General features: G+C 39.7%; 24 protein-coding genes and 1 tRNA gene. 18 read left to right on the top strand and 7 right to left on the bottom strand.

Annotated features, from left to right (window positions below; genetic code table 11):
• The 11 genes from AC1M9B_RS08015 to AC1M9B_RS07965 form a co-directional block, all read left to right on the top strand.
• Window positions 1-91 (top strand): EF-Tu C-terminal domain-related protein (locus tag AC1M9B_RS08015; RefSeq protein ID WP_019509660.1); only part of this gene is annotated, 91 nt, incomplete at its 5' end.
• Between the two features lie 47 nt (window positions 92-138).
• A tRNA-Trp gene (locus AC1M9B_RS08010) sits at window positions 139-214 on the top strand.
• Between the two features lie 77 nt (window positions 215-291).
• Window positions 292-732, top strand: coding sequence for a preprotein translocase subunit SecE (secE, locus tag AC1M9B_RS08005; protein WP_035265936.1), 441 nt, complete (start codon window positions 292-294; stop codon window positions 730-732).
• Window positions 733-739: 7 nt separating this feature from the next.
• Complete coding sequence (gene nusG, locus AC1M9B_RS08000) at window positions 740-1273, top strand: transcription termination/antitermination protein NusG (RefSeq protein WP_035265938.1); 534 nt, start codon at window positions 740-742, stop codon at window positions 1271-1273.
• A gap of 115 nt (window positions 1274-1388) precedes the next feature.
• The gene (rplK, locus tag AC1M9B_RS07995; protein WP_004813566.1) at window positions 1389-1817 is read left to right on the top strand and encodes a 50S ribosomal protein L11; all 429 of its coding nucleotides are present in this window, start codon (window positions 1389-1391) and stop codon (window positions 1815-1817) included.
• A gap of 3 nt (window positions 1818-1820) precedes the next feature.
• Window positions 1821-2516 (top strand): 50S ribosomal protein L1, encoded by a 696-nt coding sequence (gene rplA, locus AC1M9B_RS07990; protein ID WP_035265940.1) that lies wholly within the window; start codon window positions 1821-1823, stop codon window positions 2514-2516.
• A 301-nt stretch (window positions 2517-2817) separates the two neighbouring features.
• Window positions 2818-3324 (top strand): 50S ribosomal protein L10, encoded by a 507-nt coding sequence (gene rplJ / locus AC1M9B_RS07985; RefSeq protein WP_035265941.1) that lies wholly within the window; start codon window positions 2818-2820, stop codon window positions 3322-3324.
• Between the two features lie 51 nt (window positions 3325-3375).
• Window positions 3376-3747, top strand: coding sequence for a 50S ribosomal protein L7/L12 (rplL, locus tag AC1M9B_RS07980; protein WP_035265942.1), 372 nt, complete (start codon window positions 3376-3378; stop codon window positions 3745-3747).
• Window positions 3748-4052: 305 nt separating this feature from the next.
• Window positions 4053-8141: a DNA-directed RNA polymerase subunit beta gene (gene rpoB / locus AC1M9B_RS07975; RefSeq protein ID WP_481590119.1), complete on the top strand. Its 4089-nt coding sequence runs from the start codon at window positions 4053-4055 to the stop codon at window positions 8139-8141.
• 144 nt (window positions 8142-8285) lie between these two features.
• The gene (gene rpoC / locus AC1M9B_RS07970; RefSeq protein ID WP_035265945.1) at window positions 8286-12479 is read left to right on the top strand and encodes a DNA-directed RNA polymerase subunit beta'; all 4194 of its coding nucleotides are present in this window, start codon (window positions 8286-8288) and stop codon (window positions 12477-12479) included.
• A 197-nt stretch (window positions 12480-12676) separates the two neighbouring features.
• On the top strand, window positions 12677-13033 hold the full coding sequence (locus tag AC1M9B_RS07965) for a DNA transfer protein p32 (RefSeq protein WP_481592362.1): 357 nt from the start codon (window positions 12677-12679) through the stop codon (window positions 13031-13033).
• A gap of 62 nt (window positions 13034-13095) precedes the next feature.
• Here AC1M9B_RS07965 and AC1M9B_RS07960 read toward each other — a convergent pair whose 3' ends face one another.
• The gene (locus AC1M9B_RS07960) at window positions 13096-13584 is read right to left on the bottom strand and encodes a DUF4442 domain-containing protein (protein ID WP_481592361.1); all 489 of its coding nucleotides are present in this window, start codon (window positions 13582-13584) and stop codon (window positions 13096-13098) included.
• A 124-nt stretch (window positions 13585-13708) separates the two neighbouring features.
• Here AC1M9B_RS07960 and AC1M9B_RS07955 point away from each other — a divergent pair, with 124 nt between their 5' ends.
• The 6 genes from AC1M9B_RS07955 to AC1M9B_RS07930 all read left to right on the top strand — a co-directional run bounded on the left by AC1M9B_RS07955 (window position 13709) and on the right by AC1M9B_RS07930 (window position 19937).
• A complete protein-coding gene (locus AC1M9B_RS07955) occupies window positions 13709-14587 on the top strand; it encodes an alpha/beta fold hydrolase (protein ID WP_481592360.1) in 879 nt (292 codons plus the stop codon).
• 92 nt (window positions 14588-14679) lie between these two features.
• Window positions 14680-16050 carry a Na+/H+ antiporter family protein gene (locus AC1M9B_RS07950; protein WP_179998816.1) on the top strand — a complete coding sequence of 457 codons (1371 nt, stop codon included), beginning with the start codon at window positions 14680-14682 and terminating at the stop codon, window positions 16048-16050.
• Window positions 16051-16359: 309 nt separating this feature from the next.
• The gene (locus AC1M9B_RS07945) at window positions 16360-16944 is read left to right on the top strand and encodes an OmpW/AlkL family protein (protein WP_481597494.1); all 585 of its coding nucleotides are present in this window, start codon (window positions 16360-16362) and stop codon (window positions 16942-16944) included.
• A 131-nt stretch (window positions 16945-17075) separates the two neighbouring features.
• On the top strand, window positions 17076-17423 hold the full coding sequence (locus AC1M9B_RS07940) for a lysozyme inhibitor LprI family protein (RefSeq protein WP_481608921.1): 348 nt from the start codon (window positions 17076-17078) through the stop codon (window positions 17421-17423).
• 92 nt (window positions 17424-17515) lie between these two features.
• Window positions 17516-19435: a molecular chaperone HtpG gene (gene htpG / locus AC1M9B_RS07935; RefSeq protein WP_180028982.1), complete on the top strand. Its 1920-nt coding sequence runs from the start codon at window positions 17516-17518 to the stop codon at window positions 19433-19435.
• 220 nt (window positions 19436-19655) lie between these two features.
• A complete protein-coding gene (locus AC1M9B_RS07930; RefSeq protein ID WP_481607244.1) occupies window positions 19656-19937 on the top strand; it encodes a hypothetical protein in 282 nt (93 codons plus the stop codon).
• A gap of 62 nt (window positions 19938-19999) precedes the next feature.
• On the opposite strand, the gene AC1M9B_RS07925 is transcribed toward AC1M9B_RS07930, so the two are convergent.
• Both AC1M9B_RS07925 and AC1M9B_RS07920 read right to left on the bottom strand, forming a co-directional pair.
• On the bottom strand, window positions 20000-21196 hold the full coding sequence (locus tag AC1M9B_RS07925) for a hypothetical protein (RefSeq protein ID WP_481608920.1): 1197 nt from the start codon (window positions 21194-21196) through the stop codon (window positions 20000-20002).
• Window positions 21197-21624: 428 nt separating this feature from the next.
• Entirely contained in the window at window positions 21625-22338 is a 714-nt protein-coding gene (locus tag AC1M9B_RS07920; RefSeq protein ID WP_035265969.1) for a DsbA family oxidoreductase, read from the bottom strand.
• 297 nt (window positions 22339-22635) lie between these two features.
• Here AC1M9B_RS07920 and AC1M9B_RS07915 point away from each other — a divergent pair, with 297 nt between their 5' ends.
• On the top strand, window positions 22636-23430 hold the full coding sequence (locus AC1M9B_RS07915) for a hypothetical protein (protein WP_481608919.1): 795 nt from the start codon (window positions 22636-22638) through the stop codon (window positions 23428-23430).
• A 54-nt stretch (window positions 23431-23484) separates the two neighbouring features.
• On the opposite strand, the gene AC1M9B_RS07910 is transcribed toward AC1M9B_RS07915, so the two are convergent.
• The 4 genes from AC1M9B_RS07910 to AC1M9B_RS07895 form a co-directional block, all read right to left on the bottom strand.
• Window positions 23485-24480: an Lnb N-terminal periplasmic domain-containing protein gene (locus AC1M9B_RS07910; RefSeq protein WP_481608918.1), complete on the bottom strand. Its 996-nt coding sequence runs from the start codon at window positions 24478-24480 to the stop codon at window positions 23485-23487.
• A 155-nt stretch (window positions 24481-24635) separates the two neighbouring features.
• Window positions 24636-25094 (bottom strand): hypothetical protein, encoded by a 459-nt coding sequence (locus AC1M9B_RS07905; protein WP_481608917.1) that lies wholly within the window; start codon window positions 25092-25094, stop codon window positions 24636-24638.
• Window positions 25095-25229: 135 nt separating this feature from the next.
• Window positions 25230-25775: a hypothetical protein gene (locus tag AC1M9B_RS07900; RefSeq protein ID WP_481608916.1), complete on the bottom strand. Its 546-nt coding sequence runs from the start codon at window positions 25773-25775 to the stop codon at window positions 25230-25232.
• Window positions 25776-25783: 8 nt separating this feature from the next.
• The gene (locus AC1M9B_RS07895) at window positions 25784-26668 is read right to left on the bottom strand and encodes a DUF4747 family protein (protein ID WP_481608915.1); all 885 of its coding nucleotides are present in this window, start codon (window positions 26666-26668) and stop codon (window positions 25784-25786) included.
• Window positions 26669-26708: the final 40 nt, after the last annotated feature.

Raw genomic sequence — 26708 nt, 5'->3', positions numbered from 1 at the left:
CCCAATCGCAATGGACCCAGGTCTACGTTTTGCGATCCGTGAAGGTGGTCGTACAGTTGGTGCTGGTGTTGTTGCTAAAGTAACTGCATAATAGAAGTACAAACGAAAACCGAGAGTTTCGATTCTCGGTTTTGTTATAGGTCAGTAGTTCAATTGGTAGAGCGTCGGTCTCCAAAACCGAATGTTGGGGGTTCGAGTCCCTCCTGGCCTGCCAAATTATTTTTGATAAAAAGCTTGATGCTGGCTAAACTGGTCATATAATAAGTCGCGAATTCAACGACGAGTACAAAAATGTCGAATGATAAATCGCGTGACGCATTAAGCGACGCGCCAATTCCTCAAAGAAACAATTCCGCTGAAGTCGTTAAATCTGGTTCACCAGTTGACGTGATTTTATGGATTATTGCATTGGCATTACTTGCTGGTGCACTTATGGTAAATCAACATCTTCCAGCATATTGGGTTCCCGCAAACAATATTTGGGTGCGTGTTGGGGTAATTTTGGCTTGTATCGTTGTGGCTTTAGGTTTATTATACGCCACCCATCAAGGCAAAGGCTTTGTTCGTTTGTTGAAAGACTCACGCATTGAACTGCGTCGAGTGATTTGGCCAACAAAGCAAGAAACAGTAACTGCATCATGGCAAGTGTTACTTGTTGTTGTAATCACCGCTATTGGTTTATGGTGTTTTGATTACATTATTAGTTGGTTGATGAAGTTTATTATCGGGTAAAAGAGCTATGAAACGTTGGTACATTATTCATGCCTATTCAGGTTATGAAAAACAAGTGATGCGTTCGCTTAATGATCGAATCCAGCGTAGCGCTGTTGCCGATAGCTTTGGTGAAGTCCTTGTTCCTACCGAAGAAGTGGTAGAGATGAAGGATGGTAAGAAACGTAAGTCAGAGCGTAAATTCTTTCCAGGCTATGTGTTAGTTGAAATGGAAATGAATGACGATACTTGGCACATTGTTAAAGAATGTCCAAAAGTGCTCGGATTTATTGGTGGTACGGCAGAAAAGCCTGCCCCAATTACGCAAAAAGAAGCTGACGCGATTCTTGCACGTGTACGCAATACTGGCGAAGCACCTCGTCCTAAGACAATGTTCGAGCCAGGCGAAGAATTATTGGTTACTGATGGTCCATTCACAGACTTTAAAGGTGTGGTGGAAGAAGTTCAGTACGAAAAGTCACGCTTAACGTTGACGATTAATGTATTCAATCGACCAACTCAAGTTGAATTGGAATTTCGACAAGTCGAAAAAACAATTTAATCTGAATTGGTTGAAAACGCCCGATTTGATTAATCGGGCATTGTTGTTGTAACGGTATCGTTACTTGTAAATATTGGGGAGCCTTAATCGGCGTTTGTACCCAGAGGTAATTGAAATGGCTAAGAAGATTGACGGCTATATCAAGCTGCAAGTTCCAGCTGGTAAAGCGAATCCATCTCCACCAATCGGTCCTGCACTAGGTCAACGTGGTGTAAACATCATGGCATTCTGTAAAGAATTCAATGCTGCTACACAAAAACTTGAAGCTGGTCTTCCGATTCCTGTAGTGATCACTGTGTACAACGACAAGTCGTTCACATTTATCATGAAAACTCCGCCTGCTGCTATTCTTCTTAAGAAAGCTGCTGGTATCCAAAAGGGTTCAGCTGTACCTAACAAAACTAAAGTTGGTAAGTTGACTCGTGCTCAATTAGAAGAGATCGCGACTACTAAAGAACCAGATTTAACTGGTGCTGACTTAGACGCGCGTGTACGTACCATTGCTGGTTCTGCACGTTCTATGGGCTTGGAAGTGGAGCTTTAAGACATGGCTAAATTAACTAAACGTCAAAAAGCGATTGCAGCTGCTGTAGAAGCGAACAAAGTTTATACTTTGGAAGAAGCTGTAGCAGTACTTTCTAGCCTTCCAGCTGCTAAATTCAAAGAATCTTTGGATGTAGCTGTAAATCTAGGTGTTGATCCTCGTAAATCTGACCAAGTTGTTCGTGGCGCGACTACACTTCCTGCAGGTACTGGTAAAACTGTACGTGTAGCTGTGTTTGCTCAAGGCGCTGCTGCTGAAGCTGCTAAAGCTGAAGGCGCGGACGTAGTTGGTTTTGATGACCTTGCTGAAAGCATTCAAGCGGGTAACCTTGACTTTGACGTAGTGATTGCTGCTCCAGATGCAATGCGCGTTGTAGGTAAGTTAGGTACAATCCTTGGTCCACGTGGCTTAATGCCAAACCCTAAAGTGGGTACTGTAACTCCTGACGTAGCAACTGCAGTTAAAAATGCAAAAGCTGGTCAAGCACGTTACCGTGTAGACAAAGCGGGTATCATCCATGCTGCGATCGGTCAAGTAGGTTTCACTGCTGAAGCTGTTCGTCAAAACGTTGAAGCTCTTGTAGCTGACCTTAAGAAAGCAAAACCTGCAACTTCTAAAGGTGTTTATATCAAAAAGATCACTTTAAGCTCAACTATGGGTCCTGGTCTTACTATTGATGTAACTAACGTTTCTAACTAAGTTTAACTTAGACAGAATTTTAAAGCCCTGAGTAAGATTTGAAGCGCTGCTTCAAATCTTACGCAAGATACCGGTTTTGGATTTCTTGCGAACTTAGGCAAACTTTGAATTGGTAAATGAGAATTTATCAGCGTCAAAGACCTCAGGCGAGGGGAGTTTTATGCTTCGCTCTTAATATTCCAGCCTGCGTAGACGCGGTGGTGTGATTTAGTTCATCCTCCGCGTGTTGACTCAGTGATGAGTTAACGAACTGGGAGTGTACTTCGCGTGAGTACATAAATCACCGTTAGGAGGTTTTACAATGGCTCTTCTTATCGAAGACAAAAAACAGATCGTAGCTGAAGTTAACGCTGTTGCTTCTACTGCTTTCACTGCTGTTGTTGCTGACTACCAAGGTTTAACTGTTGAGCAATTAACTGCTCTTCGTGTTGAAGCGCGTAAACTAGGTGTTACTACACGTATCGTGCGTAATACTTTAGCTAAACGTGCTCTTCAAGATACTCAGTTCGATATCTTGAACGACAACCTTGTTGGCCCAACAATTTTAGCTTTCTCGACTTCTGAAGACGACATGGGCGCAGCTGCTCGTTTGTTTGAAGAATTTGCTAAAACTAATAAAGCATTTGAACTTAAAGCTGCTGCATTCGATGGCAAGGTTTATCAAGGTGCTGAAGTTAGCGTAATCGCGAACCTTCCGAACCAAGAAAAAGCGCTTACTATGCTTGCAAATGTTCTTCAAGCTCCTATTTCGAAATTGGGTCGCCTTATTACTGCGCTCAAAGAGAAAAACGAGTCAGAAGCTGCTTAAGCTTAATAAATCAATTTCCACACCATTCAATATCCATTTGGAGTTATTCTCATGGCTTTAACTAACGAAGAAATCTTAAACGCAGTTGCTGAAAAAACTGTTCTTGAACTTGTTGAACTTATCTCTGCTTTTGAAGAGAAATTCAATGTATCTGCTGCTGCTGTAGCTGTAGCTGCTGCTCCAGGTGCTGGCGCTGCTGCTGCTGAAGAACAAACTGAATTCAATGTAGAGTTGACTTCTTTCGGTGCTAACAAAGTTGCTGTAATTAAAGCAGTTCGTGAAGCTACTGGTCTTGGTCTTAAAGAAGCTAAAGATTTAGTTGAAGGCGCTCCAGCTCTTCTTAAAGAAGGTGTTTCTAAAGAAGAAGCTGAAGAACTTAAGAAGAAACTTGAAGAAGCTGGTGCTCAAGTTACTGTTAAGTAATTTCGCCATGGGGTCATTATTAATTTGACCCCAAAAATTGGCTGATGGCTCTTGGGTCATCAGCCTTTTTGCGTTACAATTATCGGCTCGATTTTTGTTAACTTGATGTAAAAATCATCAATACTAACTATAATTGAATAAAATCAAACGCTTACCAATATTTTTCCATGTTTAAAAATATTGTTAAGCGTTTTAATACCACTGAACATTGCAGCATTTGAACAAAGTGGTGGTCATATCGACCTGCGTAATTCCTTCTAGACCCGTTCTGCAGGCGGGTTTAGTTTACTTTCCGAGGACTCCAGATGGCATACTCATATACCGAAAAGAAACGGATCCGTAAGAATTTTGGTAAATTGCCCCAAGTGATGGATGCTCCGTACCTGCTCGCGATTCAAGTCGACTCGTACAGAACGTTCCTTCAAGATGGCAAAACACCAAAAAACCGCGAAGATATCGGTCTCCAAGCCGCATTTCGTTCAGTTTTTCCAATTGAAAGTTATTCTGGGAATGCTGCTTTAGAATTCGTTGAGTATAGCCTTGGTAAACCAGAGTTTGACGTTCGCGAATGTATTCTTCGTGGCTCAACTTATGCGGCACCAATGCGCGTAAAAATTCGTTTGATCATTAAGGATCGCGAAACGAAATCAATTAAAGACGTACGTGAACAAGAAGTGTACATGGGTGAAATGCCACTTATGACACAGAATGGTACGTTCGTGATCAATGGTACTGAGCGTGTAATCGTATCTCAATTACATCGTTCACCTGGTGTGTTCTTTGATCATGACAAGGGTAAGACGCATTCAAGTGGTAAGGTGCTTTATTCAGCACGTATCATTCCTTACCGTGGTTCATGGTTAGACTTTGAGTTTGATGCTAAAGATTTAGTATACGTTCGTATTGACCGTCGTCGTAAGTTACTTGCGACTGTGATTCTTCGTGCCTTGAACTATACAAACGAACAAATTCTAGACATGTTCTATGAAAAGGTTCCTGTATATCTAGACATGGGCAGCTATCAAATTGACTTGGTTCCAGAGCGTCTGCGTGGCGAAATGGCACAATTTGATATCACAGACAATGACGGTAAGACAATCGTTGAGCAAGGTAAACGTATTAATGCGCGTCATGTTCGTCAAATGGAAGCTGCAGGCTTAACTAAACTTCCAGTACCTGATGAATATTTATATGAGCGTATTACTGCTGAAGATATTACATTACACAATGGTGATGTGATTGCTGCAAACACGGTTCTTAGCCATGAAGTTATGGTTAAAATCGCTGAAGGTGGCGTTAAGCAATTTAACGTACTTTATACCAACGATATCGATCGCGGTTCATTCGTAGCTGATTCATTACGTGCTGATACGACTTCTGGTCGTGAAGAAGCACTTGTAGAAATTTACAAGGTAATGCGTCCAGGTGAGCCACCAACGAAAGAAGCTGCAGAAAACTTATTCAATAACTTGTTCTTCTCTTCTGAACGTTATGATTTATCACCAGTCGGTCGTATGAAGTTCAACCGTCGTTTAGGTCGTCCTTACGAAGTGGGTACAGATCAGAAGTCACGTGAAGTTGAAGGTATTCTTTCAAACGATGACATCATTGACGTATTAAAAACACTGGTTGAAATCCGTAACGGTAAAGGTGAAGTCGATGATATCGACCACCTAGGTAACCGTCGCGTACGTTCTGTTGGCGAAATGACAGAAAATCAATTCCGTGTTGGTCTAGTTCGTGTTGAACGTGCTGTGAAAGAGCGTTTATCACAAGCAGAGACAGATAACTTGTCTCCACAAGACTTGATCAATGCAAAACCAGTAGCGGCTGCAATCAAAGAATTCTTTGGTTCAAGCCAGTTATCTCAGTTCATGGATCAAAACAACCCATTGTCTGAAATTACACACAAACGTCGTGTATCAGCATTAGGTCCAGGTGGTTTAACACGTGAACGTGCGGGCTTCGAAGTACGTGACGTACATCAAACTCACTACGGTCGTGTTTGTCCAATTGAAACGCCTGAAGGTCCAAACATTGGTTTGATCAACTCATTATCTGTATATGCGAAAGCGAATAGCTTTGGTTTCTTAGAAACTCCATATCGTAAAGTTGTTGATGGCCGTGTAACGGATGAAGTTGAATATTTATCAGCAATTGAAGAAGTAGGTACTGTGATTGCACAGGCCGATTCTCAATTGGATAAAGATGGCAACTTAACAGAAGAGTTCGTATCTGTTCGTCACCAAGGTGACTTCGTACGTATGCCGCCAGAAAAAGTAACGCACATGGACGTATCTGCTCAGCAGGTTGTTTCTGTGGCTGCGTCACTGATTCCATTCCTTGAACACGATGATGCGAACCGTGCATTAATGGGTTCAAACATGCAACGTCAGGCTGTTCCTACGCTGATTGCTGACAAGCCTCTTGTTGGTACAGGTATGGAAGCGAACGTGGCGCATGACTCAGGCGTGTGTGTGATCGCGAAACGTGGTGGACGTATTGAATACGTAGATGCATCTCGTGTCGTTATTCGTGTGAATGAAGATGAAATGGTTGCGGGTGAAGCAGGTGTAGATATCTACAACTTGATCAAGTACACACGTTCGAACCAAAACACATGTATCAACCAAAAAGTGCTTGTGAACCTAGGCGACAAAGTTGGTCGTGGTGATGTACTTGCTGATGGTCCATCAACTGATGGCGGTGAATTGGCACTTGGTCAAAACATGCGTGTCGCGTTCATGACTTGGAACGGTTATAACTACGAAGACTCGATCTTATTATCTGAGCGTGTTCTTCAAGAAGATCGTTTGACGTCTATTCACATTCAAGAACTCTCTTGTGTCGCGCGTGATACTAAACTTGGTTCAGAAGAAATTACTGCTGATATCCCGAACGTAGGTGAGGCTGCACTTTCTAAGCTTGATGAATCAGGTATTGTCTATATCGGTGCTGAAGTAACTGCTGGCGACATCTTAGTTGGTAAAGTAACACCTAAGGGCGAAACGCAGTTGACTCCTGAAGAAAAATTGCTTCGTGCAATCTTTGGTGAAAAAGCAGCTGATGTGAAAGACTCTTCACTTCGTGTTCCATCTGGTACGAAGGGTACAGTTATCGACGTTCAAGTGTTTACTCGTGATGGTATCGAGAAAGACGAACGTGCTCAAGCGATTGAAAAAGCTCAACTTGATGCATACCGTAAAGATTTGAAAGAAGAATACAAAATCTTCGAAGAAGCTGCACGTGAGCGCGTTGTACGTTTGTTGAATGGTCAAGAGTCTAATGGCGGCGGTACAACAAAACGTGGCGATAAGTTAACTGATGAAGTTCTTTCAAATCTAGAACTTGTTGATCTACTTGATATCCAACCAGTAGATGAAGGCATCGCGGAGCGTTTAACTCAAATTCAAGTATTCTTGAAAGAGAAGAGTCTTGAAATTGATGAGAAATTCGCTGAGAAAAAACGCAAGCTTTCTACAGGTGATGAGTTAACAACTGGCGTATTGAAAGTTGTTAAAGTTTACCTAGCAGTAAAACGTCGTATTCAGCCTGGTGATAAGATGGCGGGTCGTCATGGTAACAAAGGTGTTGTATCAAACATCTTGCCAGTTGAAGACATGCCACATGATGCGAATGGTGTTCCAGTAGATATCGTATTGAACCCACTAGGTGTACCTTCACGTATGAACGTGGGTCAGATTCTTGAAACTCACTTGGGTATGGCTGCGAAAGGTCTTGGTGACAAGATCGATCAAATGTTGAAAGAACAACGTACTGTACTTGAACTTCGTGAATTCTTAGACAAGATTTACAACAAAGTTGGTGGCGAGCAAGAAGATCTTGATAGCTTAACTGATGATGAAATCTTGGCACTTTCAGGCAACCTCCGTAAAGGTGTTCCACTTGCAACACCAGTATTTGACGGTGCCGAAGAAGGTCAAATCAAAGAGTTATTAGAACTATCTGGTCTTTCACGTACTGGTCAGACAGTACTGTATGATGGCCGTACTGGTGAACGTTTTGACCGTCCTGTAACTGTAGGTTACATGTACATGTTGAAATTGAACCACTTGGTTGATGACAAGATGCATGCGCGTTCTACAGGTTCTTACTCGCTTGTAACGCAACAGCCGCTTGGTGGTAAAGCACAATTCGGTGGTCAGCGTTTCGGTGAGATGGAGGTCTGGGCACTCGAAGCATATGGCGCAGCTTATACGCTTCAAGAAATGCTGACTGTGAAGTCGGATGACGTTGAGGGTCGTACCCGTATCTATAAGAACATTGTAGATGGTAACCATTATATGGACCCAGGTATGCCTGAATCGTTCAACGTATTGACCAAAGAGATCCGTTCTTTAGGTATCAACATTGAACTGAAAAATGGTGACTAAATCCCCCTCAATCCCCCTTTGATAAGGGGGAGACTAACCCCTCTTTAAAAAAGAGGGGTTAGGGGAGATTACCAATTCAGTTAAAAAACAATATTTGTGACCCAGTTGTGAAGTGAAAATCTCCACAACACACGGAGAAAAAAATTGAAAGACTTGCTCGATATCATGCGCAAAAAGACGGATTCAGACGGTCATGCTCCTGTAGAGTTTGATCGCATCCGTATTGGTCTTGCGTCACCAGAAATGATTAAGTCATGGTCTCATGGTGAAGTTAAAAAGCCAGAGACAATTAACTATCGTACGTTCAAACCTGAACGTGATGGTTTATTCTGTGCCAAAATTTTTGGTCCAGTAAAAGATTACGAATGCTTGTGTGGTAAATACAAGCGTATGAAATACAAAGGTGTCATTTGTGAAAAATGTGGCGTTGAAGTAACAACTGCGAAAGTTCGTCGTGAGCGTATGGGTCACATTGAGCTTGCTTCACCAGTTGCACACATTTGGTTCTTAAAATCACTGCCTAGCCGTATCGGTCTTCTTTTAGACATGACGCTACGTGATATCGAACGTGTATTGTATTTCGAATCTTACGTTGTAACAGATCCTGGTATGACGCCATTTGAGAAATACCAACTTCTGAATGACGAAGAATACTTCACAGCATTAGAAGAGCACGGTGATGAATTCACTGCGAAAATGGGTGCTGAAGCAGTTCAAGATTTGTTGAAAGACATCGATCTTGAAGCTGAGATTTCTCGTTTACGTGAAGAAATTCCAAATACAACTTCTGAAACGAAGCTTAAGAAAGCATCTAAGCGTTTGAAGTTAATGGAAGCGTTCAAAGAGTCGAATAACAAACCAGAATGGATGGTGTTGACTGTACTTCCAGTACTTCCACCAGATCTTCGTCCGCTTGTACCACTTGAAGGTGGTCGTTTCGCGACATCTGATTTGAACGATCTTTATCGTCGTGTGATTAACCGTAACAACCGTTTAAAGCGTCTTCTTGATCTAGCTGCTCCAGATATCATCGTACGTAACGAAAAACGTATGTTACAAGAGTCTGTAGATGCATTGTTAGATAACGGTCGTCGTGGTCGTGCAATTACTGGTTCGAACAAACGTCCTCTTAAATCTTTGGCAGACATGATCAAAGGTAAACAAGGTCGTTTCCGTCAGAACTTACTTGGTAAGCGTGTTGACTATTCTGGTCGTTCGGTAATTACTGTAGGTCCTACTTTACGTCTTCACCAATGTGGTCTTCCTAAGAAAATGGCACTTGAGTTATTCAAGCCGTTTATTTTCGCGAAATTACAAGCGTCTGGCCAAGCAACTACCATTAAAGCTGCGAAGAAAATGGTTGAGCGTGAGACTCCAGAAGTTTGGGACGTTCTTGCATCTGTGATTCGTCAACATCCAGTGATGTTGAACCGTGCGCCAACACTTCACCGTTTAGGTCTTCAAGCATTTGAACCTGTATTGATCGAAGGTAAAGCGATCCGTCTACACCCACTCGTATGTGCTGCGTTCAACGCCGACTTCGATGGTGACCAAATGGCGGTACACGTTCCATTAACACTTGAAGCTCAATTAGAAGCTCGTGCGTTAATGATGTCAACGAACAACATCTTGTCTCCAGCAAACGGTGAACCAATCATCGTTCCATCGCAAGACGTTGTCTTAGGCTTGTATTACATCACGCGTGATGCAATCAATGCCAAAGGTGAAGGCATGGTGTTCGCAGATACTCACGAAGTAAACCGTGCGCTTGCAACAGGTCAAGTTGATTTACATGCTCGCGTTAAAGCTCGTGTACATCAAACTGTGATCAATGAAAATGGTGAGCGTGAGCAACAAACGATTATCGTTGATACAACGCCAGGCCGTTGTTTACTTTGGGAAGTTGTGCCAGAAGGTTTAAGCTTCGAGCAAATCAACGTTGAGATGACCAAAAAGAACATCTCTAAATTGATCAACTCTTGCTACCGTAAGCTTGGTTTGAAAGATACTGTTATTTTTGCTGACCAATTGATGTACCTCGGTTTCCGTCAAGCAACACGTTCAGGCGTGTCTGTTGGTATGGAAGACATGGTGATTCCACCTGCGAAGTATTCAATCATCGAGAAAGCTGAAGTTGAAGTTCGTGAAATTGAGCAACAGTTCGAACAAGGTTTCGTAACTGCCGGTGAACGTTATAACAAAGTTGTCGATATTTGGGCACGTACAAATGACCAAGTAGCGAAAGCGATGATGGATAACTTGTCTTACACGACTGTTAAGAACAAACAGGGCGAAGATGAGAAACAAAAATCATTCAACTCCATCTACATGATGTCTGATTCTGGTGCCCGTGGTAGTGCAGCACAGATTCGTCAGCTTGCAGGTATGCGTGGTTTGATGGCAAAACCGGATGGCTCGATTATTGAGACACCAATTAAAGCGAACTTCCGTGAAGGTTTGACCGTACTTCAGTACTTCATTTCAACACACGGTGCACGTAAAGGTTTGGCCGATACAGCATTGAAGACAGCGAACTCGGGTTACTTGACACGTCGTCTTGTAGACGTAGCGCAAGACTTAGTGATTACTGAGCCAGATTGCGGTACTTTTGACGGTCTCGTAATGACGCCATTCATTCAAGGTGGTGATGTTATCGAGAACTTAGGTACTCGTGTGCTTGGTCGTGTATTAGCTGAAGATGCGAAGCGACCAGGTTCTGATGAAGTAGTACTGCCACGTAATACACTCATCGATGAGAAACTTGCAAACTACCTAGAAGAGCAAGGTGTCGATGAAGTTAAAGTGCGTTCAGTAGTAAACTGTGCATCTACTTTTGGTGTATGTGCGAAATGTTATGGTCGTGACCTTGCACGTGGTCACTTGGTGAATCCAGGTGAATCAGTGGGTGTAATGGCTGCTCAATCCATTGGTGAGCCAGGTACACAGTTAACGATGCGTACATTCCACGTGGGTGGTGCTGCGAGCCGAACTTCTGCTGCGAACAGTGTTCAAGTACGTAATGCAGGCTTTGTCCGTTTCCATAATGTGAAGACAGTTCAACACGCTAAAGGTCACTTAGTGTCTGTTTCTCGTTCTGGTGAGATTGGTATCACTGATGACATCGGTCGTGAGCGTGAGCGTTATAAACTTCCTTACGGTGCCTCAATCTTGATTAAAGATGGTGGTGCGGTAGAAGCTGGCGGTATTGTAGCGACTTGGGATCCGCATACGCATCCATTGGTAACAGAAGTTGCTGGTAAAGCACGTTTCAGCCAAATCGCTGATGGTGTAACTGCAACCTCGAAAACAGATGATGCAACTGGTATGACGACAGTTGAAATTTTACCTGTAACGTCTCGTCCAGCTTCTGGTAAAGACTTACGTCCAGCGATTGTATTAGATACAGTTGATGGTGGTGAACAGTTCTACTTCTTACCACAAAATACAATTGTGACTGTCCGAGATGGCGAAACAATTGGTGTGGGTGATGTAATTGGTCGTGTACCTCAAGAAACTTCACGTACTCGTGATATTACCGGTGGTCTTCCACGTGTAGCTGACTTGTTTGAAGCACGTAAGCCGAAAGAACATGCGATCCTTGCAGAAGTTTCAGGTGTTGTAAGCTTTGGTAAAGAAACTAAAGGTAAGAATCGTTTGGTGATCACACCGGATGATGGCTCAGAGATTTACGAAGAGTTAATTCCTAAGTGGCGTACGATTAACGTGTTCGAAGGTGAGCATGTGAACCGTGGTGAAACGATTTCTGATGGTCCGCAAAACCCACATGACATCTTACGTTTGAAAGGCGAAGTTGCACTTACGAACTACATCGTGAATGAAGTTCAAGACGTATATCGTCTCCAAGGTGTAAAAATCAACGATAAGCACATTGAAGTCATCGTACGTCAAATGTTGCGTAAAGTTGAGATCATCGATGGTGGTGATACAAGCTTCATCAAAGGCGAGCAAGTGGATTACATCCGTGTTGTCCAAGAAAACCAAGCAGTACTTGCTCAGAACAAGTTCCCTGCGAAGTTTGAACGTCAATTGATGGGTATCACGAAAGCTTCACTTTCTACTGACTCGTTCATTTCTGCTGCATCGTTCCAGGAAACAACACGTGTGTTAACTGAAGCTGCTGTAACAGGTAAAGAAGATGATTTACGCGGTCTAAAAGAAAACGTGGTTGTTGGTCGCTTGATCCCAGCGGGTACAGGCTTGGCTTACCACTTAGAGCGTCGTCGTCAAGAAGCAGAAGCTGCTGAGCACGAATTGGTTAATGACTTCTCTGAAGTTGACCAAGCGTTCTCACAAGCATTAAATGAAGATCAGTTTTAATCTAAACTGAATTAAGAAGGCACCTACGGGTGCCTTTTTTTATTGAGTTTGATAATGTGAATTTGAGGCTAAATATCTATTTTGAAAAAAACTCTTTACAAATAGCATCATTTTCGCGTTGTCTTGTAACAGAAATTGAAAATTTTATTCTCTAGATCGCGATATGCTTATATAAATAGACAAAGAGGGACATCAAGATGAAAAAGTTAACAGCTGTCATGGCGATGGCAACCGTATCTACAATGCTACTTGCAGGTTGTGAAAGCATGACGCCGAATCAACAGCGTATTGGTGCAGCTGCTGCAGGTGGCGCACTTGGTGGTGGTGTTGGTAATAATGTTGGTGGTGGTGTTGGTGCAACGCTTGGTGGTGGTGCAGGTGCCGCTATAGGTAGTAAAGCTCAAGGGGGCTCAGATCGTAATGCCACTTATAGTGGTGTAGGCGGTGCAATCGGGTCTGCAGTCGGTAAAAGTATTTTTGGTGGTAACTCTGGCGCTGCAATTGGTGGTGCAATTGGCGGCGGTGCAGGAGCAGCGATAGAGCAAAAGCGATAGAACAAAATAATCGTTAATTTGCTAAAGTGATAAAAAAAAGCGCTCATAGAGCGCTTTTTTTATTAACGGAAACGTGTGGCTTTTGCCTTCTTGCGACGGATATACACAGTTTTGTGAACTTCTGCGATCCGTAAGCCTGATTCATCCATAATATTCACAGTATAGCTACGGTAAACAGGAGCATGATTGCTAGCGAGCTCTTTGATGAGTTGTATTTCACTGGAATCAATGCGGATATCTGCATAAACAGTGCTACGACCAGGAGTTAAAAAATCGATGCTTGCAGCCTTATCCCAAACAATATATTTATCACCTAAGTGATACATGAGTAATGTCATATAGAATGGGTCAACCATAGAATAAAGGCTACCGCCAAAGTGGACACCCACAATATTTTTATTTTTTCGTGTAAGTGGCATTTTTACACGAATATGATGATTTTTTAAGTCGATTTTATCGATAGTAATGCCTGCGCCTTGAAAGGGTGCAAAGCTATTAAACATATACTTGGAGATTAACGGAATTGTCGTTAGCTTTTTCAAAATACTCATTTAGGTCAATTATTTTTATTTCATTAGTTAGCATACTAAAGTACAAAAAATATTCTGGCATTGATCGAAAATCATCGTAGACCAAGAAAACGGTCAATCAATAACAAAAAAGGTTGAGCATATTATGCAATTTGAATCGCATTGGATTAACACGACAGATCAACAAAAACTCTATGCTAAAACATGGGGAGATCGGAATAAGCCGGCATTGGTGCTTGTGCATGGTTATCCAGACAATCAAGAAGTATGGGAACCAATCATTTCGAATTTAATCGAAGATTATTTTGTTGTAACTTATGATGTGCGTGGCGCTGGTCAATCGAGCTTACCGAAAAAGATTCGCGCTTATGCATTAGCTCAACTGTCTTTGGATTTGGAGAGTGTGGTAAATCGTCTGTTGCCAAATCGAAACTTTCATGTGGCAGCACACGATTGGGGCTCAATTCAAACATGGGAATCCGTAACAGAATCTAAATTTAAAGGTCGTATTCTTTCATATACCACTATATCTGGACCATGCTTGGACCATGCTGCTTATTGGATGCGTGAACAATTCAAACATCAAAAACCAAAGTTCTTTAAGCAATTGATTAAGTCTTGGTACATCGTACTATTTCAGCTACCCGTAGTTGCACCGACGATGTGGAATTTTCTCAATCCAGATCGCTGGGGCAAAATATTTGAAATTCTTGAAGATACAAAAGGCTTACCTGTAAACCAAAATATCTCTAAGGATGGTGAGTATGGTGTGGCACTGTATCGGGCAAACTTTATTCCACGTCTAATGATGCCTCGTCAACGTCATGCGATTTGCCCCGTTCAAGCGGTAGTCTTAAAACGCGATAAATATGTAAGTCCAGAGTTGATTGACGAAATTCCAAAATGGGCGACAGGTTTTGAACGTGTTGAGGTAGATGCGAATCACTGGGCAGTTTTAAGTCGTGCACAAGAGATCGCATCGTATATTAAACAATTTGCAAAAAAAAATGCGCAAGGCGAATAGAATCTGACGAGTGAAGGTTTCAACCCCTGATGAGCAGATTTATTACAAACAAATTCTGATAAAATAGTTTTTTTGTCTGATTCCTATTTCTTATGTTTGCAATTCTTGCTGCCATTGGGGTCATGTTTGGCCTCTCTTTGGCTCGTGTGCCTGTGGTATTTGCACTGATCATTGGTGCTGTAACAGGAGGCCTATTGGCTGGTCTTGGTTTACAAGGCACTATGGAAGCGTTTAATGGTGGTTTGGGCAAGGGTGCCCAGATTGCTTTAGCTTATGGTGTACTTGGTGCATTTGCCTTAACTTTGGCTCGTTCAGGTTTGCCAGATCTTCTAGCATATAAAATGATTAATTCACTTAAAGGTGAGGCTAATCTTAAAATACAAAATCGTGTCAAATATGCCATCTTTGCAACGGTTGCAATAGCGGCTGTTTGTTCTCAAAACGTAATTCCCGTGCATATTGCTTTTATTCCTGTATTGATTCCACCATTATTGATGGTATTCAACCATTTAAAGCTTGATCGACGATTGGTTGCATGTCTACTCACATTTGGTTTATGTGCAACTTATATGTTGATCCCAGTCGGTTTTGGTGCAATTTTCCTAAATGATATTTTAGGTCAAAACATCAATACTTTTGGTGAACCACTTGGCTTCCAAATTGATTATGATCAAATCCCTTCTGCGATGGCGATTCCTGTGTTTGGGATGTTCGTAGGTTTATTAATCGCAGTGTTTTATAGCTATCGTAAACCACGAGAATATCGTGACATTCATGTCGAAGAACAACCACAAAGCATTTCGGGTGAAATGGGTGTTCAAGAAGGTTCTGCGAGACCGGAGGTTTCTAAATTTACGATTTATATGGCGGGGGGTGCTGTTTTAGCAACGCTTGCAGTGCAATTGTATTCTGATTCGATGATTTTAGCTGGTTTAGTCGGTGTGGCGATCCTAAGCTGTGCAGGTATTTTCAAGTGGAGAGAAGCTGACGATGTCATCATTACTGGTATGCGTATGATGGCACTCGTGGGTTTTATTATGATCGCAGCACAAGGTTTTGCAGCCGTGATCGGCGCTACTGGTCAGGTTCCGACTCTAGTGGAAGCTTCAGTCGCATGGATTGGTGATAGTCAAGGTTGGGCAGCATTCTGGATGTTACTCATCGGGTTGTTAATTACACTAGGTATAGGATCATCATTCTCCACAGTGCCAATTCTTGCAATCATTTATGTCCCATTATGTATTCAGTTTGGTTTTAGTCCAGCAGCAACAATTGCGCTCATAGGTACTGCTGCAGCTCTAGGTGATGCAGGCTCTCCAGCTTCAGACTCGACTTTAGGTCCAACATCAGGTTTGAATATGGATGGTCAACATGACCATATGAAAGACAGTGTGATTCCGACATTTATTCATTTCAATATTCCATTGATGATTTTTGGTTGGATCGCGGCAATGGTGCTATAACTATATTTAAAAAATGATTGAATAAAAGGCGATTAATATAATCGCCTTTTTTATTTTAAATCAGATTAAAGTAGTGGGTTTAAATAAAAAAATCCCGAGTAAAATAATATGATTAATAATTTATTTAAAATAATTGATGATTTTATAATTGACTAAATTAGTATGATTTAAAATAAATTATCATTGTAATCAATTGTTTATAAATACAATGTATTTTATTTAAATTTTAAGAGTTGCATATTAATTTTTGACATGTTTATTATATTTAAATAGTGGTTTATTTAGATCAATCTTCCAGAGGTTATAATAATGTTAAATAAAATTGCACTGATTGTTTTGCTTGGAATGTCTGCAAATGCACTGGCAGGAGAATGGCAACTTAAGTTAGGTGCATCTGCAATTTCTCCAACGCAAGATACCGCTGTGGCCTCTCTAGGAGGAGCTAAAGTGGAAGCCGATGATGAATTTGCTTTTACCCCTTCGGTGGAATATTTCTTTAATGATCAAATTTCTGCTGAATTATTATTAGCCACACCAGTTCGCCATGATGTTTTGATTAATGGCGCTGATGCAGTGACGATTAAACATTTACCACCAACACTGACTGCGAAATATCATTTTAAAAATAACTCGGGATTTACACCTTATGTTGGTCTTGGTGCAACAGCATTTATTGCTTGGGATGAGCAAGGCGTTCAAAGTGTAAAAGAAGATTTTGGTTATGCAGCGCAGTTAGGTTTCAATTTCCAACCAGCTGATGCAAAAAACTGGGGTGTATTCGCTGACGTACGTTATGCAGATTTGAACCCTGAAGTGAATGTAGATGGAACAACAAAGTTCAAGCTAGATATAGATCCAGTCATCTATAGCATTGGTTACAGCTACAAATTCTAAAAATAAAGTTGCGCCTAGCCCTATTATTCAATAGGGCTTTTTTTATGTGTTGTACTATAACAGGTAGAAAATACCATATAAAAAAACAATTTTTTTCAATAATCTAGAAAGCTCATAACCGAGTAGTATGCATGAAGAACCAATTCATAAAACTCATCATTGTACTGGCTGCATGTGGAAGTGTTCCAGTATTTGCAGCGAGTTTTGATTGCAAAAAGGCGCAGTCCGAAACTGAGAAAGCTATTTGTGAACATCGTATCTTGAATGATGCAGATGTTAAAATGGCTGCCACTTATCAAATTCTACGTCGTTTAGTACCGATGGGAATGCGATCAATCATTCAGAATGAACAAGTCAAATGGCTGGAATTACGTGATCAATGCCAAGCAAATTTGCAATGCTTAAATCATGTCTATCAAATGCGTCAGCAAAAACTAGAAATACATCTTGATCGAATTTACAAACAAGGTCCTTTTTAAAAAAATTTAATTTTGACCATTGAAAAAATTAGAAGCTACACCATTCATTAAGCATTCAAAAAAATTGTTTTGATGTGTTTAAGGAGTAGTTTATGAGCGAGCAGAATACACAAAAACATAGTTTCCAAGCGGAAGTTGCTCAGCTTTTACATTTAGTGACGCATTCACTTTATTCAAATCCAGAAATTTTCCTTCGTGAGCTAATTTCAAACGCTTCAGACGCATGTGATAAATTACGTTTTGAAGGGATTAATCATCCTGAATATTATGAAAATGATCCAGATTTACGTGTACGCGTACAATTGGATAAAGATAATAAAACCATCACCATTTCAGACAACGGTATTGGTTTAAGCCAACAAGAAGCTATTGATAATTTGGGTACGATTGCTAAATCTGGTACTAAAGACTTTATGTCTAAATTAACCGGTGATCAAAAGTCAGATGCACAGTTAATTGGTCAGTTTGGTGTCGGTTTTTATTCTGGCTTTATTGTCGCTGATAAAATCACAGTTGAATCACGTCGTGCAGGGGCTGAAGCTTCAGAAGGTGTACGTTGGATCAGTGGTGGTACAGGCGAATTTGAAGTTGAGCAAATTACGAAAGAAGGTCGCGGTACAGATATTATTCTACACTTGCGCGAAGACGCATTAGATTATTTGCAAAGTTATAAAGTAAAGCAAATTATCAATAAATATTCAGACCATATCAGTTTACCAATTCAAATGGAAAAAGAGGTATGGCAACAAGAAGAAGCAGCTGAGGGCGAAGAAGCGAAACCAGGCCAGTATGTCAAAACGGGTGAATGGGAGGCGATAAATTCTGCCAGCGCATTGTGGACACGTAGTAAGAATGACATTACTGAAGAACAGTATATTGAGTTTTATAAAAACTTAAGTCACGACTTTGAAGCACCGATTACTTGGGCGCATAACCGTGTAGAAGGGAGCACTGAATATACGCAATTACTGTATATCCCAAGTAAAGCACCGCACAACATTTTCTCACGTGAAGCGAAAGCAGGTATCAAGCTCTATGTGAAACGTGTCTTCATCATGGATGATGCAGATAATCTCATCCCGAACTATTTACGATTCGTTCAAGGTGTTGTGGATAGCGCAGACTTACCGTTGAATGTGAGTCGTGAATTACTTCAAGAAAGTCGAGATGTTAAAACCATCCGTGAAGGTAACACACGTCGAATCTTAACAACTTTAGATACTTTAGCTAAATCTGAAGATGAAGCAGATCAAGAGAAATTTAAGAAGTTTTATGCTGAGTTTGGTTCTGTCTTAAAAGAAGGTTTGGGTGAAGATTTCACCAATCGTGACCGAATTTTGAAGCTTCTACGCTTTGCAACTTCAAACAATGATGAGGTCACCACTTCATTGGCTGACTACAAAGCAGCAATGAAAGAAGGTCAAAAGGCGATTTATTATGTAACGGCGGAAAGCTTAGCCGCTGCTAAAAACTCGCCACAACTTGAGTTATTCAAGAAAAAAGGCATCGATGTTCTGCTAATGACTGAACGTGTAGATGAATGGGCAATGGAATTTGTTCATGAGTTTGACGGGACACCAATGCAGAATGTCGCAAAAGGTGCTGTCGATTTAGGTGATTTACAAGATGCTGAAGAGAAAAAAGCATTAGAAGCGGCGGCTGAGCAGTTTAAACCTGTGGTTGAAAAGCTGTCTGAGTCATTAAAAGACAAAACCAAAGAAGTGCGCGTAACCACTCGTTTGGTTGATTCTCCAGCGTGTCTGGTAACTGGTGAAGGCGAATTGTCTCCACAGTTGATTCGCATGTTAAAACAAGCAGGTCAAGCAGTCCCAGAAAGCAAGCCAATTTTAGAGATTAACCCTGAGCATCCATTGGTGAAAAAATTGGATGGTTCAGCACAATTTGACGATCTTGCAAATGTGATTTTTGATCAAGCGATGATTGCGGAAGGTGGTTTACCAGAAGATCCAGCTGCATATTTAAAACGCATTAACAGTTTATTATTGAAATAAGCGCATATTTTAAATTGTGATCGAAAGCCTATCTTCGGATAGGCTTTTTTTATGCAGCGCCGTCGTAGGATGTAAAAGGAACTATTTAAGCTTTGGGTTAAAATAGATAAATTTTTTCGATGTTAATGATAAAAAAATACGTCCAAGTTTTGATTTGGAAAACATATTAAACAATAATAATTAATCTATAATAGCGATCATTAAATATTGGGAATATTCTATGAAAACTTCAATGATGCTCGCATTTAGCATGTTTTGTCTGAGCTTAACCAATGTCTCTTATGCAGAACAAGATGTGAAAAAAATTGTTCGAAATGATCGTGTAACCGTGGTGAAGCATCAAATTCCACAGTTTGATATTAATTCTTTTGTGGATAGTAAACGTATCGCACGCACAGATCGTGTCGGTTATGTTTTACCTAAAACCGAAGCTGAAGTGGCGCCTAAAAAAACACGTATTACACGTAATGATCGTATCGTGATTCAAAAGCCTGTCATTTGAGAATCTAAGATCCAAAAAAAGCCCATCAGTGATGGGCTTTTTTTTATGACTATTATCGAGCGCTAAAATCTAGCTTCAAGACGAACTAATGCACGAGGATAGTGTGATCGATCTTCACGCTTGTCATTAAAATAGTTAAGATCACCTTGAACAAAGAACCATTCGCGGAATAAGGGTTGGCGCCAAGAAACAAAAGGTCCCCAACTGTTCATACGTAAATCATCTTCGTTGTAATAACCACCCACATACATACCGTAGTTAAAGCGGTTATCATGGAAAAACTGATGTTGGCGATAGGTACGATTATCCCAAGTCCAATCATCATCTTGCTCATCCGCATAAGTTAGATAAAGCTGATTTGAAATAAACGCTTCATTTGGACGTGCATGCGTGAGTTCCAAATTGGTTCTTAGATAATTTTCGCTATCTATACCATAACGATAGATTTGTTCAGCATGAAAGGAAAAATCATTCCCGAGAGCCCAATCTTTTTTTGCCTTTAAGCGGGCATAAATGTCATCTCCAGATCGAATACCTAAATCAGCATCTAAATCGAAAGGTAACTTATCAGATAGTTGTGACCAACGTAATGCGATCGAACTGTTATCTTCACGGATTCGCTTAGTGTCGACATTCTTGTCGGGATCAGCAGCGGGATTTTCATTGGTAATGGCAATATTGTTGTCAATTTCATTATCCAGTGAATCATCACCAAAGACTAAACTTAATTTACGCTCTAAGGTTGGTAAGTCGATTTTACCGCGTATACGTGGCTTGAATTCGTAATCATCATACTTATTCCATTTATTATCAAAGATTACACGTAGCGTTGCTTTGGCGGTTTCATCTTCATAACCTTCACCAAACCAACCATCGATTCGCTGAGCGGTTCGGTCTGCCCAGTGGCGAATCGATTTTTGACGTCGGTCAATCCATGATAAATCTTCAGTCGCTTGGGTCGGGGCGTATATTCTTTTATTGGATTGTTCAGGGAATAGTGTGGGGGTTGAATCTACCATGCGAGGAACGTAGTTAATCCAACCTAAGCTATTTTCATCCGATGTTGGCCAATCTTTTTGTTGAAATTCTAAAGGATAGTCTAAAGTAGGGAATTCGCTACTGACACTGATTTCATCTGTTTGATAAGGATCAGTCAAGTGATCTATCTGATCTTGGCTATACACGAAAGTACTTAAAAAGCTACAACTTAAGACAAGACTTAAGGTTGACGGTTTGAACTGCTGCATGATTCTTTTCATATTCGCTCTAAGTCATTTTCATTGTTAAGCCGCTGAATTTATTTATAAAATTAAAAATGGGCTTAAGCATCGTGATATTATTAAAAATCAATGTTTGATCTATTCTAATGAATTGTTCAACAAAATTCACAATAAACAACAATGAATTTAAAGTGATTTAAAATTGGAACAGATAATGAGAAGACTTGAAACTGAAATAATTTTATTAAATGATTGTTTTATAGATAAAAAAAGACCTCCTTGGGGAAAGAGGTCTATAAAAATTTACCATGTATAGAGTCATGCAGTGAATCTATATATGAAGTATATTCAGTTCCGATTCACTTGAATAGGCTTGTTTATGCAACGCTGAATTCTATTTTTATAACAGTCTAAATATGGCTTAAGTCATGCAACCTTAAGCCAGTATTTAGGTTCTCGAAGATGTTTTATGATTTGCTTGGTGGCACGTCACAATGTTCATCAGTACAAGTTTCTGCATCTTCAACAGTGGGTTGATCTGTTTGTTCATTGGCAGTCGTTAATACTTTGTTGATCACATCTTGGAAGACTTGAGTCGGTTGAGCACCAGCCAAAGCCACACGCTGATCGAATACAAAAAATGGTACGCCAGTCACTTTTAATTGATCACGTGCAAGTTCTTCATCAAATTGGACAAAATCGGCATATTGATCAGAATCCAAAATATCATCCACTTCAACTGGATTTAAACCAATGCGCGAAGCAACATCTTCGAGAGTTTCACGCTCGCCAATGGCTAAACCTTGGGTCATATAGCTATAAAAAAAGGCTTCTTTTGCTTCCGAACCCAATCCTAAGCTTTGTGCATGATGAATAATTCGATGGGCGTTGAATGTATTTCCTGAGTTGGCATTTTCCCAATTGAACTCGATGCCTTCTGCTTTTGCCATTTCCGCAATATTGCGTTGCATTTCTTCAACTTCAGCGACAGTACGCCCATATTTCAATGCCAAACGTTCGCTATTTGAGACTTCTTGACGTGGCGGTGCATCAGGATCTAACTGGAAACTGTGCCAATGGACTTCAAGTTCAACACCAGTTGCAGCAGCTGCTGCTTCTAAACGTTTTTTTCCGATATAGCAAAAAGGGCATACTACATCTGACCACACATCTACACGCATAAAAAATCTCTAATCATCATTTATGAATCTATAGTGTGGGCAATGACAACAAAATTAAAGGTCTAAATCTGAAACGCAGAGTTTCAATCCGATATATTTCTGTCGAAAATATGAATATTGCGTAATAAATTATTGAAACTTGATCACAGAATCACGAATAAATCGACAAAATCACAGCAATATCCACTAAATTCATTCCTATTTCTGCTTAAAAAATATGCTATACAATACACTTCATGTGCTTGTCATTGTTCGCAAGTGATTCATTACTCAAACAAAAAAGGATAGGAGTTTGAGATGCGCGGAATTTTAGCGGTGGTTATCGTCATGGTGACCTTATTATTTGGTTATTGTGCCTACGCGCAAAATGAAAAAAATGATGAAGTGCAACGTCAACAATTTGATTTGGTGATGACGGAAAAAATTGAGCAGCTTTATGTTCAAGCGAAGGATTGGAAAACCCCTCTGAATTTTAAAGTTGAAGATGAGCGTTTGGATGGTGACTATAAGGTACTTTCTGAATTTATTTTGAAGTATTGGGTAGACAATATTGAATCACGAAATATGTATTTACGTGAGTTAGATCAAGCCAAGTGGGATGAGTTTCTGAACGTTCGTCGCCTAGAATTAGATAAAAAGAATAAATATCAAAACACCGAAAAGATGTTTGTCCAAGTGAAGAAAATTCAATCTGAATATCAAATGCGTGACCAACAAATTTATGCGACAGCTTTACAAGCGCTTGATGCTTTGGAGATGAAATCAGACTTGCGTGAGCCAATGAAAGAAAAGTTAAAATTCAGCCGACAGCATAATAATGATCAAGCTTTGTTTGCTTTAGAACTTAAGATCACAAAAAAAGCTGAAGAAATGTTTGAGTTTTTGAAGAATCATGACTGGCAACGCCGTAACGAAATGATCCTATTTAAAAGTGATCTCAGTGTGAATCGCTTTAACGAGTTATATCGCGAATTAAATCAATTACAACGTGAAATTGATCAGTTAAAAAATCAAAATGCCGAAGTGATTGAAGCACAAACAGTGAATCAAAGTCCAAGTTCTGAACCGGTTTTTCAGGAAGAAACGCAATAAACATTCTTTCTTGGTTGTTTCTTTCAGCGTGGTTATAAAAAATGGACGCCTGCTTTACTCACGGAGTAAGGCAGAGAATGCTTTACTTGAAAGTAAATGTACTTCATGAACATGCTCAATTTTAGGATTAATATGTGCTTTTTCTTTCCATTGATCTAAGGTGATACCATTATCGAGGACTTTTTTGTCATATAAATAGTTTGGAATTAAACCTGGCAATGTCACGCGATAATCTCGTGGAATTTGTCCTACTGCATGTTCTAATAAATCAAACAAGATGGTCGTACAATTACTGATATAGGTGTTATACCAAACTGGGGTATGATTTAGCCGATTGGCTTTGTTCAGGAATTCTAAAAACAACATCTGAATTTCGGTTTGATTCATTTGAATTGGATAAATATAAACATCTTCTTCGCGAATATTTGAGCGGGTATAAATCAAATCATTTTCATCACCTACGACCAGTGCCAATTCATACTGCCGAAAAAACCCGCCAATGGTGGAGAATCCTTCATCTTTTTCCTGACGAACTTCTAAAGAAAATGCGAGATGTTGGCCATCATCAAAACCAAATGTAATAAAAACATGCGCAATAGGACCTTGCATAAAATGAGATACCACTAAATCTATACGATCTAACTTTTCTAAATCGTATTGTCGTGTTTCCCACCGCGTCACGTAGTCTTTATCACTGTGCCAAATAAAATTTCTGACATTCTGTAATTCCACTTTGCCATTTTTGAATTGGAATTGAATAATTTTGTCGGTTTCATCCTGCCAAACGCGATCATTGCGCGGCTCTAAGGAAAAAAAGCTAATCATGGCAATCAAAAAAATAATCAAATACGCCCATGTGAAATAGGGCTTATAGCTGTGTTGCTTGAAATGGAATATCCCTGTAATGATGGTAAGTCCAACCCAAAACAAGATCAGCGCATAAGTGAAAATGGTATTAACAGGCTGATGTGTCCAAATGAATAAAACTGTCCAAATAGAACTGAGAGAGATAAACACGATGAAAAGGGCATTTCTAATTTTTGTAATCATACGCCGTACTTTTAGATGTTTTTCTTTTTATAAACAATATTGCCTTTTGCCTGAAGCGCAAATTTGTAAAAGAGGATAAAGGATCTAATTCGCTTCTTGAAGTGTGAATATCTTCAGAGGAATGTGCGAACACATTCCTACTGAATTTTGGAAAATTAAGCTGCTTTTTTAAACCAAGAGAAGAAGCCTTTTTTCTCAGCTTTTTCTGTTGCTTTTACAGCAGCTTCAGCAGGTGCAGCTTTTGCAGCTTCTACTTTGTCGGCAGTTTCAGTTTTTACAGCTTCTACTTTTTCAGCAGCAGCGTCTTTTACTTCAGCAGTTTGTGCAGTTGCTTCAGCTTTTACAGCTTCAACTTTAGCTTCAGTAGCTTGTTTTGCTTCAGCAGGTGCAGCTTTCACATCTTCTACTTTTGCCATTGCTACTTGTTTTTTAGCTTCTGCTTTTACAGCTTCAACTTTTGCTTGAGCAGGTGCAGCTGTTTGTTGAGCTGTTTGATCAGCAACAGTTTTTACTTGTGTTTTAAGGGCAGCAGCAGGAGATACGATTTCAGCAGCCATAGCAGATGCAGAAGTAGCAACGATTGCAGTTGCAAGGATAGTTTTAAGCATGTTCATTGTACGCCCTGTTGGAGAAAGGAGAATGTATCGGGCGATATAATACGCTTATGAGGATTAAGTTGATGATGAGTAAGGTTTTAATGGTTGGATATTCAACTAATTTTACAAAGGGATAACAAAGTTTAAAATATTTTAAAGGTCGGCTCCTTGAATCTTATCCATAGCTTGTGCAATTGCAAATAAGCCAAAAACTGCTGCTAACATTGAAAAAATTGAATAAATACAAAGAAAAAAAATAAAACAGTTAAGAGCTTTACCAACGTAATTTATAATCGCATTCATACAGCTACTTAAGTTAGGTAAAAGTTGATCAATAATTGATAATAATGAATTAGTTTCTAAAATAAATAGTCCTATAAATGCAAACAGTTGCATAATGATAAAGTGAATAAAACTTGCATTTATAACTATAAAAGTTGAAGGATCACCATTTTGTTTCTTCTTGCTTAAGATTTTTTTCAAAGTTGGATCACCTAATGTTAACCACACAGCGTAACCTGCCAAAGAAAATCCTAATAAACTAGGAAATATTCCGAGAAATTTATTATGCCATGTAGGCTCTAGCCAAAATTTATAGGAAATTATGGTGATAAAAAATGATATCCAAAAATAACCAGATACAAGAACAGCTTTTATTCCACCATAATATTCCCAATACTTATTTAATGATCTCCACATGGCTATTCCTAAGCGCTCTTCTTACTAACGATCTTATCACTCGCAAATCTCAAGCGATTTTCAATAGTTGTGCTTTTTGTAAATGCTTCCTGTAGCTTCAATGGAAACTTTTTTGTACTTACTTCAATAGTTTTATGATTAGGTCCTTCATAAGCAGCATAAACCTCTCCATTATCCGCAGCAACTAATCCTAATTTTTCTGTATTACCTCCCATGTTTAGAAACTTTCCATCTTGTGCCGTCAGGGTTAAAGTCATTTCCTTAGCTTTTTTTTCCTCAAGATAATCGGTTACATCAGAGTCTATTAGATCATCAAATATATCTGGGTTAGGTCTAGAGATAAAAAATTCGATTTTTTTAAGTTTTTTATTTTTTAAAATAGTATTAACTGCTTTACGTGACTTCATAGGGTGAATTTCACCACTTGTAAATTTAGATTTATCACTATCCAAAATTTTTTTAAAAAATTGAAGGACAATGTTTATACTTATAGTGGATTTTTCATTCTCCAACTCAAACACTAATTTGTGATCTTTTGGGTAAAAGAGGAAGTGGAAGAACGTTGGTTTGTACTTAATATTTGAAGCTATATTAAGTTCTAGATCCTCAGGTGTTTTTCCTGTATTTAAATCTATAAATTGACTAGGTAAAAGATTTTCATAACGAACAATAGATCCATAGAAGCCAGCTAATTGGTCATTACTATCAATAAAATTAATGTCATGAAGTGTTAAGTGATAAGTTCTATAACCAGTAGGGAGAAAGAATTTTTTTTCTAATATAAATTTAAAAAAATCTATATAAATTTTTGGTGAGGGGTGTGGATGCAAAGTTAAATTGTATCCTGTATATACAAACGTTCTTTGACGTTCAAATAACTTTTCACTCTTCACCCAATACCCCACTAATAATTATATTATTTAGAATAATAAT

It is taken from the genome of Acinetobacter sp. ANC_7513 (genome assembly GCF_056779915.1).
This window is presented reverse-complemented; position numbering and strand designations above follow the sequence as displayed.